Source organism: Kribbella sp. NBC_01484 (assembly GCF_036227145.1).
GTDB lineage: Bacteria > Actinomycetota > Actinomycetes > Propionibacteriales > Kribbellaceae > Kribbella.
The window spans coordinates 1,802,975-1,818,688 of the sequence record NZ_CP109437.1 but is presented as its reverse complement, the minus strand read 5'-3'; the positions used below and the strand labels follow the sequence as shown (position 1 = coordinate 1,818,688).

Below are 15,714 nucleotides of genomic sequence, written 5' to 3'. Positions count from 1 at the left end.
CGGGCGGGAGCGGTGATTGCTGAGCGTAGGAATACTCAAATCGCGCTGTACGCCCTAGCCTGGCCCGCATGAGTGAGGTTGACGGGGTGTGTCGTGAGGTGGATCGCCGGGACGACAAGGCGCGGGCCTGGGTCTCGGAGGCGATCCGGATCGTGGACGCGGACGCGAACCGCAGCGCGGACACCCACCTGCACGTGTTCCCGATGCCGGACGGCACCGGCGTGGACCTGTACCTGAAAGACGAGTCCGTGCACCCGACCGGCTCGCTCAAGCATCGGCTGGCTCGCTCGCTGTTCCTGTATGCGTTGTGCAACGGCTGGATCCACGAGGGCACCACGGTGATCGAGGCGTCCAGCGGCTCGACCGCGGTCAGCGAGGCGTACTTCGCCCGCCTGCTCGGCCTGCCGTTCGTCGCGGTGATGCCGCGCTCGACCAGCCCGGAGAAGGTCGAGCTGATCGAGTTCTACGGCGGCCGCTGCCACTTCGTCGAGCGCTCCGGCCAGATCTACGGCGAGGCCAAGCGGCTGGCCGAGGAGACCGGCGGCCACTACATGGACCAGTTCACGTACGCCGAGCGCGCCACCGACTGGCGGGGCAACAACAACATCGCCGAGTCGATCTTCGGTCAGCTGAAGCTCGAGCAGCACCCGATCCCGGCCTGGGTCGTGGTCGGCGCCGGCACCGGCGGCACGTCGGCCACCATCGGCCGCTACGTCCGGTACCAGCGCTACGACACGTCGGTCGCGGTCGTGGACCCGGAGAACTCGGCCTTCTTCCCCGCCTTCGAAGCCGGTGACGACGACTACTCCACCGGTCGCCCGTCCCGGATCGAAGGCATCGGCCGGCCCCGCGTCGAGCCGTCGTTCGTGCTCGGCGTGGTCGACCGGATGATCTCGGTCCCCGACGCCGCCTCGATCGCCGCGATGCGCTTCTGCTCCCGCGTCACCGGCCGCCTGGTGGGTGGCTCGACCGGCACCAACCTGTGGGGGTCGTTGCGGCTGGCCGCGGAGATGCGCCGTACCGGGGTCCGCGGCAGCATCGTCACACTCCTCTGCGACAGCGGCGAACGCTACGGCAACACGTACTACGACGACGCCTGGCTACGGACGAGCGGCATCGACATCACGCCGTACATGACAACCCTCGAAGCCTTCGCAACCACCGGCCACTGGAGCGAGCCCGGGCCGGTGTAGGGGGTAACCCACGCGTGCCTACAGGTAGTCCGCCTGGTGTCGGGCTCGGGACCGGGCGAGGTAGGTGCCCAACTCCACACGTCCGCCGTCGTGGTCGTCGTCGCCCTCCAAAATGCCTTGGAGATAGATTCGGTTCGCCATGCCCTCGAGCACAGCCTCCCTGACCTCTTCGGGTTGATTGGCGATGAATCCATGGACGGTCCGCAGCCGGAGATCGGCTCGCTTGGCTCTTCGTGATTCACGATGATTGACGGACCCGCGGCGGAAGCAGAGACAGGCGAGCCCGATTGCTGTGAGGGCGATCCCGAGCCTGGTCAAGGTGATGGTCGTCGATGACAGGACATTTGAATCCGAGCTGAAGTAGTGGGTCAGGAGGATGACCAGCGGAACCCCGCCGACCGCAAGTCCCAGCAAATCCCAGGTCCACCCGGCGAACGCCTTGTTGCGCGCATTCTCTCCGTAGCTGTCGGCGACCGCCTGTTGAGTAAGCGCAGTCAAGACATTCGCACCCTGGGATCGCATCTCCGTCAAGCTGGCCAGGTCTCGACTTGCCCCGAGTACGGCCGTCATGAGCGTTTCCTCGAGCTCATCGAGGTTCGCCCGATAAGTCTGCGTACTAGCCGAGATCTGCAGCTCCAGCGAATCCTTGATCTCCTTCTCCAGCTCTTCCTTGTACTGCGTGATCGTGACGGCGACGGCCTGACGAATTTCCTCCACCTGGCGAAGTAGCTGATCTCGATCTCCTTGGAGAGCTTCGAGCGAAACCTTCATCGAGGCTTCGTACTGTGAGTGCGCCTTCCGCGCGGCTTGCCCGGCACCTTTCGGACTCAGCGGCGGCCAGGTTCCCAGGTGCTCGAGCACAGCGTCGATGCCGTCAGCGGCAGTCCGCAGGTGCGACGCGAAACCGTCGGGATCCCGCGCATACTGAGAGAGGTGCGGCTGCACGTGTGCGGCGATATGAATGTGGACATTGTCCAGCATGCGCGTCGAGTAGCGTCGCGGGTCTTCCTGCCGATGCGCATCAATTGTCTCGACCAGCCACTGCAGGCGCGACAGCGAATCCGCTAAGCCCACATCATCCGGCAGCGCGAGGCCATTGAGTTCGCCAGTGATCTGATTGATCAGCGCCCAGAGCGGATGATTGTTGAATCTGGTCTCCCAAATCGACCCCATGATCCCCCTACAGACGTGATGCCAGGATGCGCTCCTGACCCAAACACGTCAACGCGTGCACGTCCCGGGTATCGACAAAGCGTGTGCAATCGTTACCCACCGTAGGAATGGAACCGGGCGGTCTCGGAACAATGCGCGACACGCTGCCCGATCGAGGCCTCCTCGGGTGGCAGACGCTAGCCGCCGAGGGCGAGGCCGATGGCCAATCCGATGGCGTAGAGGAGTTCGGTCAGGCCGGTGTTCTTGAGGACTGGGATGAGGGCTGGGCCGACGGCGTCGCTCAGGACTACTCGGACTGCCTTGACGGCGAGAGGCAGCGCGATGAAGGCAAGCAGTGTCCATGGGGTTGCGATCGCCGAGACGGCCGCAAGGACGAATGCGAGTGCGACGAGCGCGGCGTACAGCTTTCGTGAGCGGGAAGCGCCGAGGACTACGGCCAGGGTGCGTTTGCCGGTGGTGGTGTCGGTGGGGATGTCGCGGAGGTTGTTGGCGACCAGGAGGGCGCAGGCGATGGAGCCGACGGCGACCGCGCCGGCGACGGCTGTCCAGCTGAGCGTCTCGGCCTGCACGTAGGTGGTGCCGAGTACGGCGACCAGTCCGAAGAAGAGGAAGACGCTGACCTCACCCAGTGCGCGGTACCCGTACGGCCGCTTGCCGCCGGTGTAGAACCACGCTCCGATCAGTGAGGCCGCGCCGGCGACCAGTAGCCACCAGTTGGAGGTGGCGCACAGAATCACTCCGAGTACGGCGCCCACGCCGAAGCAGGTGAACGCTGCGGTCTTCACCTGTCTCGGAGTGGCGACCTTGGAGCCGACCAGACGCAGTGGGCCGACCCGGTTCTCGTCCGTGCCGCGGATGCCATCGCTGTAGTCGTTGGCGTAGTTGACCCCGATCTGGAGGGCCAGAGCGACGCCGAGGGCGAGCAGTGCCTTCCACCAGACGAAGCCGTCCAGGTACGCCGCCGCACCGGTTCCGACGAGGACAGGGGAGATCGCGGCGGGCAGCGTCCGTGGGCGCGCGCCTTCGATCCACTGGGCAGGGGTAGCCATGACCGTCGATTGTGTCAGCCACTCGGTCGGCACCCGCAACGAGGGCCGTACGCTCGGACTGACATGTCTACCTTGCGCCTGGTCCCCGGTACTCCGGATGCCGTGTTGTCCGCGCTCACCGGCGTACTGGACGGCAGCGGTACGCCGTTCGCACCGGTACCGTCCGATCCGGCGGCGGCCGCCCGTGTGCGGCAGGCTGCAGCGCCCGATGAGCCGCTGGAGGACGACTGTGCGGTGGTGCTGACCACCTCCGGGTCGTCCGGCGAGCCCAAGGGTGTGCTGCTCTCCCGAGACGCCTTGCTCGCGTCCGCGGTCGCCACCCACGACCGCCTCGGCGGACCGGGCCAGTGGCTGCTCCCGATGAAGCCGTACTTCGTCGGCGGCCTACAGATCCTCACTCGCTCGGTGGTGGCCGGCCTCGCACCGGTGATGCTCGGCGAGAGCTTCACCGCGAGCGCCAAGGTCATGACCGGGTCCCGGCGCTACACGGCGATGGTGCCGACCCAGCTGGCGCGCTATCTGGACACCGACCTGGACGCATTGCGATCGTTCGACGCGATCGTCATCGGTGGCGCCTCCACACCGGCACCTCTGAAGGCCCGAGCGGCGGAGGCCGGCATCACTGCGATCCCGGCGTACGGCATGACCGAGACGGGCAGCGGATGTGTGTACGCCGGGGAGCCGCTGGACGGGACGTGGATCGACTTGGACGACGGGCGGATCCTGATCAAGGGCAGCACACTGTTCTCCGGGTACCGGCTGCGGCCGGAGCTCACCGCGGAGGTGCTGCGGGACGGGTGGTTCCGGACCCAGGACCGCGGCGAGTTCGTGAACGGCCGGCTGCGAGTGGTCGGTCGGGTCGATGACGTGGTGATCTCGGGCGGGGTGAACGTCACGCTGACGACTGTGCAGGCGCGGTTGCTCGAGCATTCACAGGTGGCGGAGGCTGCGGTGCTGGGGGTTCCGGACGCGGAGTGGGGGACGCGGGTGGTGGCGTTCGTGGTCACCAAGCCCGGCGGTCCGGGTCGGGACGAGGTGCGGGATTTCGTGGCGGAGGTGCTGCCGCGGACCTGGGCGCCGCGGGACGTGATCCGGCTGGACGCGTTGCCGATGCTTGCCTCGGGCAAGGTTGATCGCCAGGCGCTGCTGGAGGGCGTGCGGTGATCACCTACTCGATCGGGCTGAAGAACAAGTTCCGGGGCATCACCGTCCGCGAGGGCATGTTGTTCGAGGGTCCTGCGGGCTGGGGCGAGTGGAGCCCCTTCCTGGAGTACGACGACGCGACCTGCGTGGCCTGGTTGCGGGCGGCGCGGGAGGCCGCTGTCGACGGGTGGCCGGCACCGGTGCGGGACGTCGTACCGGTGAACTGCACTGTGCCGGCGGTCGGCCCGGTGACGGCGGCGGAGATCGTGAGAGCGTCCGGCTGCAGCACTGCGAAGGTGAAGGTGGCCGAGCCGGGCCAGACACTCGCGGACGATGTGGACCGCCTCGAAGCGGTCCGGGACGCCATCGGATCGGGCCGGGTGCGGATCGACGCCAATGGTGCGTGGTCGGTCGACGAGGCCGTGCGGTGCCTCAAGGAACTCAAGCGCTTCGACCTGGAATACGTCGAGCAGCCGTGCGCGACCGTGGAGGAGTTGGCCGCGGTCCGGCGACGCACCGACGTGCTGGTTGCGGCGGACGAGTCGATCCGCCGGGCCGAAGACCCTTTGCTGGTCAAGAAGCTGGACGCGGCGGACATCGCGGTTCTGAAGGTGCAGCCCATCGGTGGAGTGCGTGCGTGCTTGGAGATCGCTGAGCAGATCGGACTGCCCGTCGTGGTGTCGTCCGCGCTCGAGACCTCAGTAGGGATCGCCGCCGGCGTCGCCCTCGCCGCTGCGCTGCCGGAACTGCCCTACGCCTGCGGTCTCGCGACGGTGTCGATGTTCACGCAAGAGGTTGTGGCTGAGCCGCTGCTGCCGGTGGACGGCTTGCTGTCGGTGAAGCGCGTGCAGCCGGACCCAGCACTGCTGGAAGCGGCCCGCGCATCAGAGTCCAGGACCGCGGTGTGGGAAGAGCGGATGACCCGAGTGCAGAAGAGGAGTGCCGGATGAACCCGTCCACAGCGTTCGCGACGGTGGTCGTCGACGAGCTGATCCGGAACGGCGTCCGCGAGGCCGTGGTGGCTCCGGGCTCGCGGAGCGCCCCCCTGGCGTTGGCCTTCGCCGCTGCGGACCGGGCCGGCAGGCTCCGGCTACACGTCCGGATCGATGAGCGTACGGCGGGATTCCTAGCCATCGGCCTGATCCGGGGGACCGGACTGCCAGTGCCCGTGGTGACAACTTCCGGTACTGCGGTGGCCAACCTGCACCCGGCTGTGCTCGAGGCATCGCACAGTGGACTGCCGTTGATCGTGCTGAGCGCGGACCGGCCGCCGGCGTTGCGGGGGAGCGGTGCCAATCAGACGACGGACCAGCTGAAGGTGTTCGGCTCCGCGGTCCGGCTGTTCCACGAGATGGGTACGCCGGTCCGCGAGATCGGTCAGGTCGCGTACTGGCGCTCGCAGGTCGCGCGGGCCGTGGCCAACGCAGTGGGCGCGCGGTCCGCCGATCCGGGGCCGGTGCAGCTCAACTGCCCGTTGTCGGAGCCACTGGTGCCGACGGACGGGCCTGAGTGGCCGGAGTCGCTGTCTGGACGCAGCACTGGGCCGTGGACCGCCGTGCATGCCGCAGCCGGGCCGCCGTCGGCGGTGGCGCCAGGCCCGAAGACCGTGGTGGTCGCGGGGGACGGCGCTTCGCAGGCCGCGCGGTTGGTGGCCGAGGCGGGTCACTGGCCGTTGTTCGCGGAGCCGTCCAGCCGGGCCCGGATCGGTCCGTCGGTGATCACGGCGTACCGCTTGTTGCTGCAGGCAAGCTCTCTGGCGGATGAGATCGAGCGGGTGCTGGTGTTCGGGCACCCGACGCTGTCGCGGCCGATCTCCAGGTTGCTGGCGCGGCCGGACGTCGAGGTGGTCGTGGTCTCGCCGACCGGGCTGTGGCCGGATCCGGCCCGCCGGGCGAAGGCCGTCGTCACCGGGCTGGAGGTCACCGCGGCCGATGCAACCAACTGGTTGGACAGATGGCAGCAGGCGGACCAGCTGGCGCGTCCGGCGATCGACAAGGTGCTCGCCGACACCCTGAGCGGACCGCGCGTCGCGGCGATCGTCGGCGAGGCGGTCGGTGCCGACGGCATGCTCGTGGTCGCCTCGTCGAACCCGGTGCGCGACCTCGACCTCGCCCCGGTCGTCCCGATCCGGACCATCGCCAACCGCGGCCTGGCCGGGATCGACGGCACCATCTCGACCGCGATCGGCGCCGCGCTGGCGAACGCCGGCCCGACGCACGCGCTGATCGGTGACCTGGCGTTCCTGCACGACGGCAATGGGCTCGTCATCGGTCCCGACGAAGCCCGGCCCGACCTGCGCATCGTGGTCGTGAACGACAACGGTGGCGGCATCTTCTCCACCCTCGAGCAGGGCGACCCGACCCACTCCACCCATTTCGAGCGCGTCTTCGGCACTCCGCACAACGTGGACCTCGCCGCGCTCTGCGCCGCCACGGGTACGCCGTACCAGCTGGTGGAGACACCCGACGCGCTCCGAGCCGCGCTCTCGCCAACGGTCGCCGGTCTGGACGTTGTGGAAGCGCGCATTCCTCGGAGCAGCCACCGGCCTCTGAACGAGGCGCTTGTGGCCGCCCTCAGCCAGCCGTAACCGGGCTGCTGGGCGGCACCTCGGCCGTCGCCACTTTCCTCGCCGGATGCAGCGTGCGGAGGTGGTTGAGCAGCGGTAGGACCGAGGCGATCACGAGCGCTGTCGTGGTGAGGATCGGGATCGTCGCGCCGCGCAAGGATGAGTTGAGTGGCGCGGCGATGGTGAAGATGAGGCTGACCGCGGTCATGGTCGTGATCAGCCGGCGGCCCGGCCGGGCGACGGCCAGGAACGGCAGACACCACAGGAAGTACCAGTCGTGCGCGCTCGGACCCAGCAGGACCACGGCCAGCAGTGCGATGCCCACAGCCCGGGCGGCGTGGTGGATGGACGAGCGCAGACTCAGTGCGGCGATCAGACTGACCGCGACCACCATTCCGACCAGGCGGACGATCTGCAGCGCCTGTTGAGCCGCTGAGTCGTCACCCAACCACTGCAGTACGCCGGACGCCGCCATGCCGATCAAGTTGGCGATGGAGAACGGCGAGCGGACCAGTCCGGGTACGTCGAGCGCACCCATCCAGCCCGAGCCCACCCCGGTCAGTTCGCCGATGGTGACGAGGGTGAGCACCGAGACGGCTCCTGCGATCACCAGACTGGCGAACCGCAGCGCCCGTCCGGCCAGCGGGCTCATCACTGCGGCGATGGCTATCACCACTAGCCCGCCCGGCAGTTTCACCGCAGCCGCGGCACCCGCTACGACGGCCGCCGTACCCCATCTGCCCGTGAGGGCCAGAGCGAACGCGCTGCTGGCCAGTCCGAGCATCAGTACGTCGTTGTGGGCGGCGCCGATGCCATGGGTGATCAGCATCGGGTTCAGCACCACCAGCCAGGTCGCGAAGGTCGGATCCACGCGGCAGGCAGTTGCGAGCCGCGGTACGGCCCAGGCGATGAGCACGATGCCCAGTACGGCGAGGAGTCTGTGGGCCAGCATCAGGAGGTACGGGTCCATGGTCAGGTGCGCGACCAGACCGCCGTACGCGAGTGGCAGTGGACCGTACGGCGCGGGTGTCTGCATCCACATCGGGTCGACTGCCTCGACGATGTGGCCGGACAGTACGCCGGGGCCCACGTCGTACGGGTTGTAGCCCTCGGCGACCAGTGCGCCTTGCGCCGCGTAGCTCCAGGCGTCGCGGCTGAACAGTGGCGGGATGAGAAGCAGCGGTGCACTCCAGTACGCCGCCATCCGCAGCAGCGGCGCCCGTTGCCCGGTCATGACCTGGCGGCCCACGGTCAGCCAGGCCCAGGCCATCAAGCCGAGTCCGGCCACCATGAACGTCAGTCCGACCATCCGGCCTGGCAAGGAGTGCCGCAGGTCGCCGGTGATCGGCAGCGCGGCGACCCACGAGGAAGGCGGCACCACCGACGTCACCAGACTCGCCAGGGCGACTACGACGGAGCCGACGAGCCCACGGACCATCGGCGAGCGCATGGCCGGACGCTAACCCGGCCATGCAACCCACTGATGAACAACGGCTTACCTAAGCGGATTCCTTCCGGAATGTACGCGCACCGACCGCCAGGCCGATGACTGTCAGCAGGACCACCCAGAAGAGGCCCCACAGCGACGCGCTGCTGCTGATGTCGCCGCGGAACAGTGCCCGGACGCCGGTCACGACGTGCTTGAGCGGGCTGATGTCGGACAGCCGCTGCAGCCAGGTCGGGCCGATCTGCATCGGCAGCAGGATGCCGGACAGCAGCAGCAACGGCATGGCGATCCCGTTCAGCAGCGGGGCCAACGCGTCCTCGCTCTTGGTGATGAGCGCGACCGAGTACGACAGCGAGGCGAACGTCGCGCCGAGCAGGGCGACGACCACCAGCGACAGCAGTACGCCGTCCCACGGCGCGCGCAGGCCGAGCGGGAGAGCGGCGAGCAGCAGCAGGATCGACTGGACCACGAGTACGACGACATCGCGCAGTACTCGCCCGGCCATCAGGGCGATCCGGGACGCCGGGGTGACGCGGTCGGCCTCGATCACGCCGGCCCGGTACTCCGCGATCAGGCCGAAGCCGACGAACATCGCGCCGAACATGCCGAGCTGGACGATCAGGCCGGGGATGAACACCTGGTAGGCGTTCGTGGTCGTGCCCTGGCTGATCTGCGCGGTGATCGGCTTCAGCAGCGGGCCGAACAGGAACAGGTACATCAGCGGCTGGCTGAGCATCAGGATGGACCACATCGGGTTGCGCAGCGACAACCGCATCGCCCGGTGGAACACGATCCAGGTCTCGCGGAGCACGTTGCCGGGGTAGTGGGATCGGGTCAGGGCTGGCGCGGTCATGCCACGGCCTCCTTCTCTGCGTCCTTCTCAGGTGCGGGCGCGGGGGCGTCCTCGTCCCGCAGGGAGCGACCGGTCATGGTCAGGAACACGTCGTCCAGGGTCGGGCGGTGCACCTCGACGCCGTGCAGTTCGATGCCCTGGGCATCGATCGAGCGGAGCAGGCCGGGCAGCACCGAACCACCCTGGGGGATCCGGAAGCCGACCACGTCGCCGTCGGTCTCGACCTCGACCGCGCCCTGGAGATCGGCCGCGATCTTGCTCACCGCGGGAGCCTGGGTGGCGTCGGCCAGGCTGAGCCGGACCGCGTCGCCGGAGACCTGCTGCTTCAGTACCTCCGGGGTGCCGGAGGCAACGATCTTGCCGTGGTCGATGACCAGGATCCGGTCGCAGAGCGCGTCCGCCTCGTCCAGGTAGTGCGTGGTGAGGAAGATCGTCGCGCCGCGGTCGCGCAGGCCACGGATGTGCTCCCACAGGTTCGCCCGCGCCTGCGGGTCGAGGCCGGTGGTCGGCTCGTCCAGGAAGATCAGCTTCGGATCGTGGACCAGGCCCATCACGATGTCCAGCCGGCGCCGCTGGCCGCCGGACAACGTCTTGCACTGCCGCCGCCACAGGCCGGGCAGGTCGAGCTCCTCGAACAGCCGTTGCCCGTCCGCGATCGCCTTGGCCTTCGGTACGCCGTACAGGCGGGCGTGGTCGACGACCTCGTCACCGGCGACCGCCTCGGGCAGCGTCGACCCGCTCTGCGGCACGTAACCGATGCCGCGGCGAACGCCGACCGGATCCCTGGCCAGGTCGCAGCCTGCCACCGTCGCGGTCCCGCTGGTCGGCGTGATCAGGGTCGCCAGCATCCGCAGCGTGGTGGTCTTGCCGGCCCCGTTCGGGCCGAGAAAACCGACGATCTCCCCGTCGGCAACATCCAGGTCTACCCCCTGCACGGCCTGCACCGGCCCGCGCTTGGTCTTGAAGGTGCGGACAAGTCCGCGAGCTTCGATCATCATCCGGCCAGTCTGGAATACTCAACCTTGACTAGTCAATGTTGATTAATCGAACTGCCCGATCGCCGAGTCGTGCATCAAGGTCCCCTCGTCCCCGGAGATCCGTCGTCGAGTCGTGGATCCGGGTGCGAGTCGACGGCGTGTCGGCAACCACGATCCACGAATCAGGGCTGGCCGGCTCAGCTCGGTTGTCCCGGAGAGGGGGGCGCGACCTCACTCGGTGGGTGGGTCGGGGATTTCGCCCCAGTGGGTGACCATGCCGGGGTAGGGTTTCCAGTCGGCTGGTTCGCCGGCGAAGGCGTAGGCGCCGTCGAGGACCCGGCGGCGGAAGCTGCGGGTCCATTCGAGTTCGCCGTTGTCGCGGGCGGTGCTGATGCGGAACATCTCCACCACGTGGTTCGGCGTACCGGGGTCCTCCTCGATCTGGCGTTCCGCGAACGGCTCGGCCTTCAGGCGTTGCTCCATCTGCACGATCCGCGCCTCGAGTGCGGCCAGCACCTCGTCCCGCCGTAGCGACCACAGGAAGACCAGCGCCGCCTGCATCCGGTCCGGGTGGAAGCCGTCCACGGTCCACAACATCTGCCGCAGCAGCGAGAAGTACTCCGTCTCACCGTCGGTCGTCAGCTTGTACGACGTACGCCCGGGCCGGTGGGCGCCGTCCTGCTCGAGCTCCTGAAGGTAGCCGTGTTTGGCCAGGGTGCGGAGACCGGTGTAGACCGAGCCGGGGTTGATGTTCGCCCAGTCCTGCACGTTCCAGGTGAGCAGCTCGCGGCGCAGCTGGTAGCCGTAGGCCGGCTGGAAGATCCGCACGACCCCGAGCAACAGCAACCGCGTGGTGGACATGTTCGCAGTGTAAATCCGGGCGACGCGAACAAGGTCGAAGGCGTACTCTCCGGGGGCATGGACGTGCGTGTGACGAGTGACCCGGGGGCTTTCGAGCGGACGGTGTTCCCTTTCCTGCAACAGGATCCGGTGCTGCACACGATCATCATGAGCAACGTCCATGAGCGCGCGAACGGGACCGCCCGCGCCGAGGACGAGCCGTCGTACTTCGTCTCTGTCCACGACGGCGACGTGGTCGGCGTCGCGATGCGGACCCCGGGCCGCGGGGTGTACCTCGGCGCGCTGCGGGAGGACCTCGCGGAGGTGATTGCCGATGCGTACGTCGACGTACTGCCGGAGCTGAGCGGTGTCGCGGGGGATCGCCCGGCCGCCCGGCGGTTCGCGGCGCGGTGGTGCGAGCGGCGGGGTGGTCAGGCGACCGAGACCAAGGGCACCCGGCTGCACAAGCTGGGCGAACTCACGCCGCTGTCAGCGGACGGGGGCAGTCCGCGGCCGATGCGCGCGGACGAGGTCGACGTGGTCAGCGGTTGGGGGAACGACGGGTTCGCCGAGGAGCTGGGGACCGGCTACCGGGAGTGGGCGGAACGGCAGCTGCAGCAGCAGACCATGTGGATCTGGGCGGCCGACGGCGAGCCGGTGAGCATGGTCGGCTACCACCTACCGATCTTCGGGGTCTGCCGGGTCGGGCCGGTCTACACCCCGCCCGAGCGGCGGCGGCACGGGTACGCCGGAGCCCTGACCAGTCACGTCTCCGCCGAGATCCTTGCGCAGGGCAACCAGGCCTGCCTCTACACCGACCTCGCCAACCCGACCTCGAACAAGATCTATCACCAGGCCGGTTACCGCCCGCTGACCGACTTCGTCGATGTGGAGTTCACCGCATGATCGTCCGAACCACCAGTGATCCGGCCGCGTTCAAGGACCTCGCTTTCCCTTTCCTGCAACGCGATCCGGTGCTCAACACCGGCGTCCTGAGCAACACCGCCGACCGGATCCGCGGCATCCTGAACGATCCGGAGCCACCGGTGTTCGTCTCGGTGCACGACGGTGACGAGGTGGTCGGCACAGTTCTGAGTAGGGCGTTGCGCGGTATCAACCTGGGCAGTCTGCCGGCCGGGCTGGTGCCGCTCGTGGTCGATGTACTGGCCGAGGCCGCACCCCGGGCCAGCGGAGTCGCGGGCTCGGCGGACGCCGCGCGCTTGTTCGCCGAGCTGTACTCAGCGCGGACCGGCCGAAGCTTCCTCGAGGCCGAGCGGGTCCGCCTGCACAAGCTCGAGGAGTTCGTCGAGCAGAAGGCCGACGGCGCGCCGCGGCCGGCGACCGAGGCCGACCTGACCGTCCTCACTCCGATGGTCGGCGCCTTTCGCGCCGACGTCGGCCACCCTGGCGAAGGTGTCGCCGAAGACCGCCGCTGGCTGGAGCAACGGATCACGCGAGAACGCCTGTGGGTGTGGGAGGACGACGACCGCATCGTCAGCATGGTCGGCCACCAAAGCCCGGTCTTCGGCGTGGTCCGCGTCGGTCCCGTCTACACCCCGCCAGACCGACGCGGCCACGGCTATGCCAGCGCCTTGACCGCCGAGGTGACCCGCCGCCTGCAGGAAGCCGGCAATCAGGTCTGCCTCCACACCGACCTCGCCAATCCCACCTCGAACAAGATCTACGCGGCGATCGGCTACCGCGCGGTCCAGGACTTCGTCGGTTACGCCTTCAGTTGATCTCGGTCGACTCGCCGGGGGCGAGGCCGACGAAGGGGCGTTCGTCGGAGTTGAGGAACCGGGGGAACATGCCGAGCCCGATCGGGCTCAGCAGCGCGTCGTGAATGCCGACGAGCTGCTCGGACTTCACCGAGCGCGCGTACTCGACCGCCGGCGGGAGCGAGAACCACGGGCCGGAGATCGGGACCAGGTTGGTGTGGACGGCGCGATCGGGCTGGGTGAAGGAATCACCGGGGTGGTAGACGGCGTCGTCGATCAGGAAGCCGATGTTCTCGCACGGAACACCCCACTCGGGCAGGATCACCGCGTGGTCCTTGCCATAGGCACTGATCGAGAAGCCGGCCGTCTCGAACGACTGCCCGCCGGCGATCACGTGCACCCGGTCGCCCAGCTCGGTCAGCTGCGCGGCGACACCGGCGTTCGTGTAGACGGGGACGTCGAGCGCCTGGACCCGCTCGATGTCCAGGTGGTCCTGGTGTTCATGCGTGACCAGGATCGCGTCGGCGCGCTCGAACGCGGCCGCCTCGCTGAACGTGCCCGGATCGACCAGCAGGACCTTGCCGTCCTTCTCCAGCCGGACACAGGCATGTGCGAACTTCGTGAGCTTCACTCTCAGTCTCCCAACGCGTCTCTCATCGGAACCAGCTTGGCGTTCGTCTCGGCCAGCTCGGCCACAGGGTTGGAGCCCGCCACGATCCCCGCGCCGGCGAACAGCCGCATCCGGCGTCGGTCGTCAGGGTCGGCCTGACCGCAGCGCAGCGCGATGCACCATTCGCCGTCCCCGGCCGCGTCCATCCAGCCGACCGGTCCGCTGAACCGGCCGCGCTGCATGCCCTCGACCTCACCGATCAGGTCGCGCGCGACGGAGGTCGGCGTACCGCAGATCGCGGCGGACGGGTGCAGCGCGGCGGCCAGGCCGAGCGCGTTCGCTCCGTTCGCGGCGACGCCGGCGACGTCGGTGGCCAGATGCATCACGTTCGGCAGGTGCAGCACGAACGGCGTCTCGGGCACGTTCATCGACTTGCAGTGCGGCTTGAGCGCGTCGGCCACCGACCGTACGGCGTACTCGTGCTCCTCCAGGTCCTTGCTGGACCGGGCCAGCGACGCGGCCAGCGCCAGGTCGTGCGCGTCGTCGCCGGTACGGCGGATGGTCCCGGCCAGCACGCGGGACGTGATCAGGCCCTTCTCCCGCCGGACCAGCAGCTCCGGGGTGGCGCCGATCAGCCCGTCGACGGAGAACGTCCAGCAGTTCGGGTACGACGTCGACAGCCGGCGCAACGGCCAGCGCAGGTCGATCGGCTGCGCGGCGATCGCGATCAGGTCGCGGGCCAGCACCACCTTGTCCAGCTCGCCGGCGGTGATCCGCTGCACCGCGTCCGCGACGATGCTCGACCAGTCCGTGCCGGACCGGGCCCCGTCCGCGAACGTCACGTCGTACACCGGCGACGGCTCGTTGGTGACCAGATCGGGAAGCGCGGGTAACGAGCTGGCGAGCGAGATCGTGGTCACCCAGGTGGTGCCGCCCCGGCGGCCGACGATCACCTCCGGGACGACCAGCTCACTCGGGTCCTGATCGGTGAAGCCGAACGACCCGAAGCAGACCAGTCCCGAGCCTGGTACGCCGACCTCGTCGCGGATCACCGCAGCCGCGGTCAGCTCGTTCCACCAGTCCACCGCTTCCTGGAAGCGGTTGCCACCGGCAACGTCGAGCCGGGCGGCGACGCCCCAGCCGACCTGACCGTCGCCACGTCGTACCCAGGCCAGTCCGCCGTCGGGCGGCAGGTGGTCCATCAGCTGCGCCGACACTCCGTCGGCGGGCTGGCTGCGGATCACTAGATGGGGAGCGGGCTGATGACCGGATCGGACCGGGTCAGACAAGGCCACAGAACCCCTCCTCGCTCGCGCTCCGGCCCCGGATCACGATGGCCGGCCGACACCCTGGAGATGCACTCACGAGATGCAAGCGTATGCCTGTCCGATGTCCAGCGAATTTCGGTGCCTCTCGGCCCCGTGATCAACTAGACATGTGACCCGCGCAGATCTCAGCAAGGAACCGCATGCCGTGGCGGCCATGTTCGACAACGTGGCCGAGGGGTACGACCGGACCAACGCGGTGGCGACGATGGGTCTGGAGAAGCTGCACTGGCGGCCGGCCACGCTGGCCGAGATCGCGCCGCACAAGGGGCTGAAGATCCTCGACCTGGCCGCCGGGACCGGCGCGTCCAGCATCAAGTTGCGGGAGGCCGGCGCCGAGGTGGTGTCGTGCGACTTCTCGGTCGGCATGCTCCGGGTCGGCAAACGCCGCTACCCCGAGCTCGACCTGATCGCCGGGGACGCGCTGCGGCTCCCGTTCGCCGACGACACGTTCGACGTGGTGACGATCTCGTGGGCGCTGCGGAACGTGAACGACGTCACGGTCGCGCTGTGCGAGATGCTCCGGGTGACCCGGCCCGGCGGGCGGCTCGTCGTACTGGAGAACTCGCATCCGACCTGGAGGCCGTTCCGGGTCGCCTACCTGGAGTACATGATGCGTGCCGTGCCGGTAGTCGCCAAGGCGGTGTCGACGAACCCCGAGGCCTACGAGTACCTGGCCGAGTCGGTCCGCGCCTGGCCGGCCCAGGAACCGCTGGCCCGCACCATCGAGGACGCCGGCTGGACCCGCGTCCAGTGGCGCAACCTGACCGGTGGTCTGGTCGCCATCCACCGCGCGGTGAAGCCGGTCTAATTTTCGCAA

15 protein-coding genes are annotated in these 15,714 nt (G+C 68.6%); 7 read left to right on the top strand and 8 right to left on the bottom strand.

The annotated features are described in order from the left end of the window. Window positions 1–68 precede the first annotated feature (68 nt). A complete protein-coding gene (locus tag OG555_RS08925) occupies window positions 69–1,193 on the top strand; it encodes a PLP-dependent cysteine synthase family protein (protein WP_329482337.1) in 1,125 nt (374 codons plus the stop codon). Window positions 1,194–1,211: 18 nt separating this feature from the next. Here OG555_RS08925 and OG555_RS08920 read toward each other — a convergent pair whose 3' ends face one another. Next, window positions 1,212–2,366, bottom strand: a complete 1,155-nt coding sequence (locus OG555_RS08920; RefSeq protein ID WP_329482336.1) for a hypothetical protein — start codon at window positions 2,364–2,366, stop codon at window positions 1,212–1,214. A 176-nt stretch (window positions 2,367–2,542) separates the two neighbouring features. Further along, window positions 2,543–3,415, bottom strand: a complete 873-nt coding sequence (locus OG555_RS08915; RefSeq protein ID WP_329482335.1) for a 1,4-dihydroxy-2-naphthoate polyprenyltransferase — start codon at window positions 3,413–3,415, stop codon at window positions 2,543–2,545. A gap of 63 nt (window positions 3,416–3,478) precedes the next feature. Between OG555_RS08915 and menE the strand changes: the two genes are divergently transcribed. The 3 genes from menE to menD are packed head-to-tail and all read left to right on the top strand — an operon-like array spanning window position 3,479 to window position 7,145. Continuing rightward, window positions 3,479–4,579: an o-succinylbenzoate--CoA ligase gene (menE, locus tag OG555_RS08910; RefSeq protein WP_329482334.1), complete on the top strand. Its 1,101-nt coding sequence runs from the start codon at window positions 3,479–3,481 to the stop codon at window positions 4,577–4,579. Further along, window positions 4,576–5,508, top strand: a complete 933-nt coding sequence (locus OG555_RS08905) for an o-succinylbenzoate synthase (RefSeq protein WP_329482333.1) — start codon at window positions 4,576–4,578, stop codon at window positions 5,506–5,508. The genes menE and OG555_RS08905 overlap by 4 nt, the downstream gene beginning before the upstream one ends. Further along, on the top strand, window positions 5,505–7,145 hold the full coding sequence (gene menD / locus OG555_RS08900; protein ID WP_329482332.1) for a 2-succinyl-5-enolpyruvyl-6-hydroxy-3-cyclohexene-1-carboxylic-acid synthase: 1,641 nt from the start codon (window positions 5,505–5,507) through the stop codon (window positions 7,143–7,145). Before OG555_RS08905 ends, menD begins: the two co-directional genes overlap by 4 nt. Here the strand turns inward: menD and mptB are convergent. The 4 genes from mptB to OG555_RS08880 form a co-directional block, all read right to left on the bottom strand. After that, entirely contained in the window at window positions 7,132–8,574 is a 1,443-nt protein-coding gene (mptB, locus tag OG555_RS08895) for a polyprenol phosphomannose-dependent alpha 1,6 mannosyltransferase MptB (RefSeq protein ID WP_329482331.1), read from the bottom strand. The genes menD and mptB overlap by 14 nt on opposite strands. 49 nt (window positions 8,575–8,623) lie before the next feature. Further along, on the bottom strand, window positions 8,624–9,424 hold the full coding sequence (locus OG555_RS08890; RefSeq protein ID WP_329482330.1) for an ABC transporter permease: 801 nt from the start codon (window positions 9,422–9,424) through the stop codon (window positions 8,624–8,626). After that, the gene (locus OG555_RS08885; protein ID WP_329482329.1) at window positions 9,421–10,422 is read right to left on the bottom strand and encodes an ATP-binding cassette domain-containing protein; all 1,002 of its coding nucleotides are present in this window, start codon (window positions 10,420–10,422) and stop codon (window positions 9,421–9,423) included. The genes OG555_RS08890 and OG555_RS08885 overlap by 4 nt, the downstream gene beginning before the upstream one ends. 210 nt (window positions 10,423–10,632) lie before the next feature. After that, a complete protein-coding gene (locus OG555_RS08880; RefSeq protein WP_329482328.1) occupies window positions 10,633–11,262 on the bottom strand; it encodes a PadR family transcriptional regulator in 630 nt (209 codons plus the stop codon). Window positions 11,263–11,319: 57 nt separating this feature from the next. Between OG555_RS08880 and OG555_RS08875 the strand changes: the two genes are divergently transcribed. Together OG555_RS08875 and OG555_RS08870 are read left to right on the top strand one after the other, a co-directional pair. Then, window positions 11,320–12,147 (top strand): GNAT family N-acetyltransferase, encoded by an 828-nt coding sequence (locus tag OG555_RS08875; protein WP_329482327.1) that lies wholly within the window; start codon window positions 11,320–11,322, stop codon window positions 12,145–12,147. Then, complete coding sequence (locus OG555_RS08870) at window positions 12,144–12,980, top strand: GNAT family N-acetyltransferase (protein ID WP_329482326.1); 837 nt, start codon at window positions 12,144–12,146, stop codon at window positions 12,978–12,980. The genes OG555_RS08875 and OG555_RS08870 overlap by 4 nt, the downstream gene beginning before the upstream one ends. Here the strand turns inward: OG555_RS08870 and OG555_RS08865 are convergent. Both OG555_RS08865 and OG555_RS08860 read right to left on the bottom strand, forming a co-directional pair. Next, window positions 12,973–13,590: an MBL fold metallo-hydrolase gene (locus OG555_RS08865; protein WP_329482325.1), complete on the bottom strand. Its 618-nt coding sequence runs from the start codon at window positions 13,588–13,590 to the stop codon at window positions 12,973–12,975. The genes OG555_RS08870 and OG555_RS08865 overlap by 8 nt on opposite strands. 2 nt (window positions 13,591–13,592) lie before the next feature. Continuing rightward, complete coding sequence (locus OG555_RS08860; RefSeq protein ID WP_329482324.1) at window positions 13,593–14,864, bottom strand: isochorismate synthase; 1,272 nt, start codon at window positions 14,862–14,864, stop codon at window positions 13,593–13,595. Window positions 14,865–15,006: 142 nt separating this feature from the next. On the opposite strand from OG555_RS08860, the gene OG555_RS08855 reads away from it, so the two are divergent. Then, window positions 15,007–15,705: a demethylmenaquinone methyltransferase gene (locus OG555_RS08855; RefSeq protein WP_329482323.1), complete on the top strand. Its 699-nt coding sequence runs from the start codon at window positions 15,007–15,009 to the stop codon at window positions 15,703–15,705. The last annotated feature ends 9 nt before the right edge of the window (window positions 15,706–15,714 follow it).